The 7,153-nt window shown below is 71.3% G+C and carries 4 protein-coding genes; 2 read left to right on the forward strand and 2 right to left on the reverse strand.

The window, feature by feature from the left end; genetic code table 11:
- Positions 1–10 precede the first annotated feature (10 nt).
- Positions 11–1,792 carry an ABC transporter ATP-binding protein gene (locus ACWDR3_RS23360; RefSeq protein ID WP_450354470.1) on the reverse strand — a complete coding sequence of 594 codons (1,782 nt, stop codon included), beginning with the start codon at positions 1,790–1,792 and terminating at the stop codon, positions 11–13.
- Positions 1,789–3,606, reverse strand: coding sequence for an ABC transporter ATP-binding protein (locus ACWDR3_RS23365; RefSeq protein WP_450354471.1), 1,818 nt, complete (start codon positions 3,604–3,606; stop codon positions 1,789–1,791). The genes ACWDR3_RS23360 and ACWDR3_RS23365 overlap by 4 nt, the downstream gene beginning before the upstream one ends.
- Positions 3,607–3,853: 247 nt before the next feature.
- On the opposite strand from ACWDR3_RS23365, the gene ACWDR3_RS23370 reads away from it, so the two are divergent.
- Both ACWDR3_RS23370 and ACWDR3_RS23375 read left to right on the forward strand, forming a co-directional pair.
- A complete protein-coding gene (locus ACWDR3_RS23370) occupies positions 3,854–5,506 on the forward strand; it encodes a peptide-N4-asparagine amidase (RefSeq protein ID WP_450354472.1) in 1,653 nt (550 codons plus the stop codon).
- A 186-nt stretch (positions 5,507–5,692) separates the two neighbouring features.
- Positions 5,693–7,075, forward strand: coding sequence for a cation:dicarboxylate symporter family transporter (locus tag ACWDR3_RS23375; RefSeq protein ID WP_450354473.1), 1,383 nt, complete (start codon positions 5,693–5,695; stop codon positions 7,073–7,075).
- Positions 7,076–7,153: the final 78 nt, after the last annotated feature.

Consider the following 7,153-nt stretch of genomic DNA (forward strand, 5'->3'; position numbering starts at 1 on the left):
GCCCGTCACCTCACCCGTGCCAGGACCGCCACAGCGCCGCGTACGCACCGTCCGCGGCGACCAGCTCGCCATGGCTGCCGAGCTCGCTGATCCGGCCGTTCTCCACGACGGCGATGACATCCGCGTCGTGGGCGGTGTGCAGCCGGTGGGCGATGGCTACGACGGTGCGGCCGTCGAGGACACGGGCCAGGGACCGCTCCAGATGACGGGCCGCACGCGGGTCGAGCAGGGACGTCGCCTCGTCCAGGACCAGCGTGTGCGGGTCGGCCAGCACCAGCCGGGCCAGCGCGATCTGCTGCGCCTGGGCCGGGGTGAGCGTGAGCCCGCCCGAGCCGACCTCCGTGTCCAGGCCCTCGTCCAGCGCCCGCGCCCACCCGTCCGCGTCGACCGCTCCCAGAGCCGCCCACAGCTCGGCGTCGTCGGCGCCGGTCCGGGCGAGCAGCAGGTTGTCGCGCAGGGAGCCCACGAAGACGTGGTGCTCCTGGTTGACGAGGGCCACGTGCGAGCGGACCCGCTCGGCCGGCATCCGGGAGAGTTCGGCGCCGCCGAGGGTGATGTGGCCGGCCCGGGGCGCGTAGATGCCGGCGAGCAGCCTGCCCAGCGTGGACTTGCCCGCGCCCGACGGCCCGACCAGCGCGAGACGGGTGCCGGGCGCGACCTCCAGGGACACCTTGCGCAGGACGTCCACGCCCTCGCGGTAGCCGAAGTGCACCCGGTCCGCGTGCACGTCACGACCGTCCGGCGCCAGCGACTCCTCACCGGCCTCCGGCTCGATGTCCCGCACACCGACGAGACGGGCCAGCGACACCTGGGCCACCTGGAGCTCGTCGTACCAGCGCAGGATCAGGTTCACCGGGTCCACGAGCATCTGCGCGATGAGCGCGCCCGTGGTCAGCTGGCCGACCCCGATCCAGCCGTGCAGGACGAACACGCCGCCGATCATCAAGACCGAGGCGAGCACCGTCACATGGGTGAGGTTGATGACGGGGAAGAGCACGGACCGCAGCCACAGCGTGTAGCGCTCCCAGGCGGTCCACTCCTGGACTCGACGCTCCGACAGTTCGACGCGGCGGACACCCAGGCGCTGGGCCTCGACGGTGCGCCCCGCGTCGACCGTCTCGGCGAGAGCGGCGGCCACGGCCGCGTACCCCGCGGCCTCCGAGCGGTAGCCGGACGGCGCCCGCTTGAAGTACCAGCGGCAGCCGATCACCAGCAGCGGCACGGCGATCAGCACGGCGGGCGCCAGCGGCGGCACCGTGACGACGAGCCCGCCGATCAGCAGGAACGCCCAGACCACACCGATCGACAGCTGCGGCACGGCCTCGCGCATCGCGTTGGCCAGCCGGTCGACGTCCGTGGTGATCCGGGACAACAGGTCACCGGTGCCAGCCCGCTCCAGGACGCCCGGCGGCAGCCCGACCGACCGCACCAGGAAGTCCTCGCGCAGGTCGGCCAGCATCCGCTCGCCGAGCATCGCCCCGCGCAGCCGCACCTCGCGCACGAACACGGCCTGGACGACCAGCGCGAGCACGAACACCGTGACGGTGAACGGCATATGGAGCTCCCGCGCACCGTCCGACACCCGCTGCACGAGGTCGCCGAGCAGCCACGGGCCGACCAGCGAGGCGATCACGGACACCGTGTTGACGGTGATCAGGATCAGGAAGGCACGGCGGTGCCGACGGAACAGTTCGGCCACGTAGGCGCGTACGGTCGCGGGGGCACCGACCGGCAGGGTGTTCGCCGTGGTCGGGGCCGCCGGGTCGTAGGCCGGTGGCGCCACGCCGATCATGCTGTCTCCTCGATCTCTTCCAGTTCCTTGAGCGCGCCGGTCAGAGCGGCCTCTTCCTTGAGTACGCCGGTCAGGGCGGCCTCTTCCTCGGTCTCCCGGGTCACCACCGCCCGGTACCGGGGCTCGTTGTGCACCAGGTCGCGGTGGACGCCGACCGCGGCGACCTCGCCCTCGTGCACCAGCACGACCCGATCCGCGTGGTCCAGGAGCAGCGGCGACGAGGTGAACACCACCGTCGTCCGCCCCTCCCGCAGCCCGCGCAGTCCCTCCGCGATCCGCGCCTCGGTGTGCGAGTCGACGGCCGAGGTCGGCTCGTCCAGGACGAGCACCTCGGGGTCGGTGATCAGTGACCGGGCCAGGGCGAGCCGCTGCCGCTGTCCGCCGGACAGCGACCGCCCGCGTTCGGTGATCCGCGTGTCCATCGGGTCCTCCGCGTCGAGCGACCCCTGGGCCAGCGCCTCAAGCACGTCCCCGCACTGGGCGGCCGCCAGCGCGTCGGCCGCGGTGACGTCACCGGACGCCGGCACGTCGAGCAGCTCGCGCAGCGAACCGGACAGCAGCACCGGGTCCTTGTCCTGGACGAGCACCGCCGTCCGGGCGGTGTCCAGCGGCAGCTCGTCGAGGGGGACACCGCCCAGCAGGACGGACGTGCCTTCCTCGGCGGGGTGCCCGCCGAGCCGTTCGGCGAGCAGGCCCGCCGCGTCCGGGTCGCCGCACACCACGGCGGTGAACCGGCCGGCGGGGGCCAGCAGACCGGTGGCCGGGTCGTACAGATCGCCGGAAGGCGGCTCGGCCTCGCGCACTCCGCCGGCGTCCGTGGCCCGTTCCAGCGACAGCACGCGTGCGGCCCGCTTGGCGGAGGGACGCGAGAAGGAGTACGCCATGGCGATCTCGTGAAAGTGCTGCAGCGGGTAGCTCAGGACCATCACCGAGCTGTAGACGGTGACCAGTTCGCCGATGGTGATCCGGCCCTGGCGGGCCAGGTGGACGCCGTACCAGACGACCGCGATCATCAGCACGCCCGGCAGCAGCACCTGGATCGCGGCGATCAGGGACCACATGCGGGCGCTGCGGACGGCGGCCCGGCGGACCTCCTGGGAGGCGCGGCGGTAGCGGTCGAGGAACAGGTCCTCGCCGCCGATGCCGCGCAGCACGCGGAGTCCGGCGACGGTGTCGGAGGCGAGTTCGGTGGCCCGGCCCGCCTTCTCGCGCTGGAAGTCGGCCCGGCGGGTGGCCCGCGGCAGCAGCGGCAGGACCGCCAGCGCCACCACGGGCAGACCGACGGCGACGAGCACGCCGAGCGCCGGCTGGTAGACGACCAGGGCGACACAGACCAGGACGGCGGTGAGGGCCGCCGCGGTGAACCGGGAGACGGCCTCCACGAACCAGCCGATCTTCTCGACGTCACCGGTCGACACGGCGACGACCTCGCCGGCCGCGACCCGCCGGGTCAGTGCCGAGCCGAGCTGTGAGGCCTTGCGGGCGAGCAGTTGCTGGACGCGGGCGGCGGCGGTGATCCAGTTGGTGACGGCGGCCCGGTGCAGGAAGGTGTCGCCGAGCGCGACGCCGATCCCGCACAGCGCCAGCAGGCCGCCGGACAGCGCCAGTCGGGTGCCGGAACGGTCCACCACGGCCTGAATGGAGAGGCCCACGCAGAACGGCAGCGCGGAGACGCACATGAAGTGCAGCAGCCCCCAGGCCAGGGCCTTGAACTGTCCGCCCAGCTGATTCCGGCCCAGCCACCACAGGAATCGGGGGCCCGAGCGCGCGTCCGGCGTGCCCGGGTCGGCATAGGGAAGGTCTTGGATCTGCATGACGGATGAGGTCCCGGTGGCTCGTGTCAGGGAGGGGAGAGGAGGCCGCGAGCGGCGACAGCAAACCGTGAAAGGTTCGCGTCTCTGCGTGGTCGTAGGCAACCGGTTTTCCACGTAGCCCGCACAGATCCGGCATCTTTCCGGTCTGCCCCGTATCTCCCGAACCGCCGACAATCGCGCCCGACCGAACCTCGCGGCACGGAGGCCTCATTGCCAGGAGGCGCCGACTCCCCGTAGAACACCGGCCATGAAGAGACGGATCATCATGTCCATGCTCGCCGGAGCGACCCTCGTGGCGAGCACCCTTCTCGGGGCGGCCCCGGCTCAATCCGCCCAGATCCAGGGCCAGTCCACCGTAGCGCGCGCCCAACCCGCCGACGTCCCCGCGGAGTTCGGCTCCGACTGGCACGACCCGGTCACCGCGGTCCCGCCCGTCGAGAAGCCCTCCGGCAAGTCCTGCCAAGTCACGCTCGCCGAGGCGCAGTTCCGTGACTTCACTCCCTACCGGGGCACGTACACACCGCCCGCCGGCTGCGGCGACCGCTGGAGCAAGGTCGTGCTGCGCCTCGACGGCAAGGTCGCGGGACGGCAGTACGACCGGCTCGGCTATGTGCACGTCGGCGGGGTCGAGGTCCTCCGTACATCGACCCCCGAGCCCTCGCCCGACGGCATCACGTGGTCCGTGGAGAAGGACGTCACGCGCTACAGCGACACCTTCCGCCGCGCCCAGGACGTCGAGATGCTCATCGGGAACGTCGTCGACGACATGTACACCGGCGTCCTCGACGTCAAGGTCACGCTGACCTTCTACGCCGGCCGCCCCACCACGACCCCCGACAGGACCCGCACCCCCGACAAGGTCCTCACCCTCGCCGACGGCAACACCCTCACCACCCCGCGCAACAGCGAACGCATCCTCGCCGAGGTGTACGCCACCGGATCGGGCGGCGGCTGCGAGGAGTTCTGGTACCTCAGCGTGCCGGCCTCCGCGCCCTACTCCTGCCAGTCCGACGGCGGCCCGTACCGCGAGGTGCAGATCAAGGTGGACGGCCAACTCGCGGGAATCGCCGCCCCGTTCCCGACCGTGTGGACGGGCGGCTGGTCGAATCCCTTTCTCTGGTACGTCATTCCGGGGCCCCGCGCGTTCGACGTCAAGCCGATCGAATACGACCTGACGCCCTACGCCGGTCTCCTCAACGACGGCCGCCCGCACCGCGTCGAGGTCTCCGTCGTCGGCGTCCCGGAAGGGCAGAGCGGCTGGAGCACGCCCGTCAACGTCCTCGTCTGGCAGGACGCGAAGCGCGTGCACGTCACCGGCAAGGTCACCGCGCACCAGGTCGGCGACCTCGCCAACTCCTCGACGTACACGCCCGGTTCGCCGCACCGCGTGGACACCGAGGGCGGCCACGAGCTGACCGTCGCCGGTTACGTCGACACCTCGCACGGCCGCGTCACGACCACCGTCCGGCGCGCCCTCGCCAACACCTCCGCGCACCACTGGACCGACGGCGAGAACGTCGACGGGCTCGATGCGACCTGGTCCGACGACGAGTCGGTCACCGTCGACGGACGCGGACCGGCCCGCACGACGCACACGCAACGGACGTACACGATGAACGGCACGACCAGCATCGGCGACGACGCTCGGCTGCGCACCGTGCTGACCATGGGTGACCGCGCCTCGGTGGCCGAGTCGCGCGGCGGGCGGCGTACCGCGTGGTCGCGGTTCGACGACACGTACACCGGCGACGCCACGTATCTCACGGGCGTGCCGCGTGACCAGCGGCACGCGGTCGGCACGACGAGCGAGCGCTACCGGCTGTACGGATCCGACGGCTGCTACGACCGCTCGCTGACCACCGTGCAGGGGGTGCTCACGGAGGAACGCGACCGCTGCTGAGCGCAGTTGTGTGCGACGCGTCACACGGGTCGTGATTTACGTGGCTGCAACACGGAGGTCTTCGGCGCGATCAACAAAGCCCTGAAGGTGATCGTCACGGAAGCCGCTTTCCGTATCGCAGAAGTCGCCCCGGACTTCTGCGGCAGACGTCCCCCACGTCCCCCACGTTCCCCACAAGGAGTGCCCGTGCCGCCGTCCGTCCCGTCCCTGCCGCGACGCGTCGCACGCATACTGCGTACCTCTCTCTTCGCGCAGGTCGCCTGCGCGCTCGTACTCGGCATCGTCGTCGGGAAGTTGTGGCCCGACGTGGCCACGGATCTCCAGCCGCTCGGCGACGGTTTCACGCGGCTGATCAAGACGATCATCTCGCCGCTGGTGTTCTGCGTGGTCGTCGTCGGCATCGCCAAGGCCGGTGATCTGAAGGCGTTCGGGCGGATCGGGCTCAAGGCCCTGATCTGGTTCGAGGTCGCGAGCACGCTCGCCCTGATCATCGGCCTGGTCGCCGCCAATGTCGTCCAGCCCGGCTCGGGGATGCATGTCGATCCGTCGACGCTGGACGCCTCGGCGGTCGACGCGAAGACGGGCGGTGGCTCGCTGCCGTCGACGACCGAGTTCGTGCTGAACGCCCTGCCCACCAGTTTCATCGGCGCCTTCGCCGAGAACTCCCTGCTTCAAGTCCTCATCCTGGCCTGCCTGGTGGGCGCCGCCCTGCTCCACCTCGGCCGCACCAAGGTGCCGCAGGTGCTGCCCGCCATCGAGCAGGCGCAGGAGATCATCTTCGCGATCGTCGGCTTCGTCATGCGTCTCGCGCCGATCGCCGTGTTCGGCGCGATGGCCGTCCTGATCGGCCAGTACGGGCTCGGCGTGATCGAGACCTACGCCAAGCTGATCATCCTGTGCTACGCGGCCGCCGCGGTGTTCGTCGTGCTGCTCGCCGTAGCGCTGCGCATGGTCACCGGGCTCAGCCTCTGGAAGTTCCTGCGCTACATCCGCGAGGAGATGCTGCTCGCGCTCGGCACCGCGTCCACCGAGTCCGTCCTGCCACGCGTGATGCAGAAGCTGCGCAAGGCCGGCGCCCGCGACGACGCCGTGGGCCTGGTGCTGCCCACCGGCTACTCCTTCAACCTCGACGGCGCCTCGCTCTACCTCTCCATCGGCACGCTGTTCATCGCGCAGGCCGTGGGCGTCGACCTCAGCCTGAGCGACCAGATCACCGTCGTCCTCGTCCTGATGCTGACCAGCAAGGGCATGGCGGGCATCCCCGGCTCCGCCTTCCTCGCCCTCTCCGCGACCGCCTCCTCGCTGGGCGCCATCCCGGCTGGCGCGGTCGCCCTGCTGCTCGGCGTGGACCGCATCATGGACTCGATGCGCGTCGTCACCAACCTGCTCGGCAACTGCGTGGCCGTCTTCGCGGTGTCCCGCTGGGAGGGGGCGCTGGATGTGGAGCGGGCGAAGAAGGTGCTGGACGGCGAGGTCGTGGCCGTGGCGGAAGAGCCCGGGGAAGAAGCGGACGGATCCGTCGAGCTTCCTGTCCAGGCCGTCAAGGAACCAGCTTCCGAGGCAGGCTGATCCCACCGGGACACCGAATCGGGCCGGGGGGGGGCGGCGCGGAGGCGCACCCGGTCGGGTCGCAGGACCGCCCACCAC

It is taken from the genome of Streptomyces sp. NPDC001002, from assembly GCF_053599215.1.

Bases quoted from the DNA above. Each gene is read 5' to 3' on its own strand.
- ACWDR3_RS23360 (WP_450354470.1), bottom strand. From the start codon at position 1,792: ATGATCGGCGTGGCGCCACCGGCCTACGACCCGGCGGCCCCGACCACG.
- ACWDR3_RS23365 (WP_450354471.1), bottom strand. From the start codon at position 3,606: ATGCAGATCCAAGACCTTCCCTATGCCGACCCGGGCACGCCGGACGCG.
- ACWDR3_RS23370 (WP_450354472.1), top strand. From the start codon at position 3,854: ATGAAGAGACGGATCATCATGTCCATGCTCGCCGGAGCGACCCTCGTG.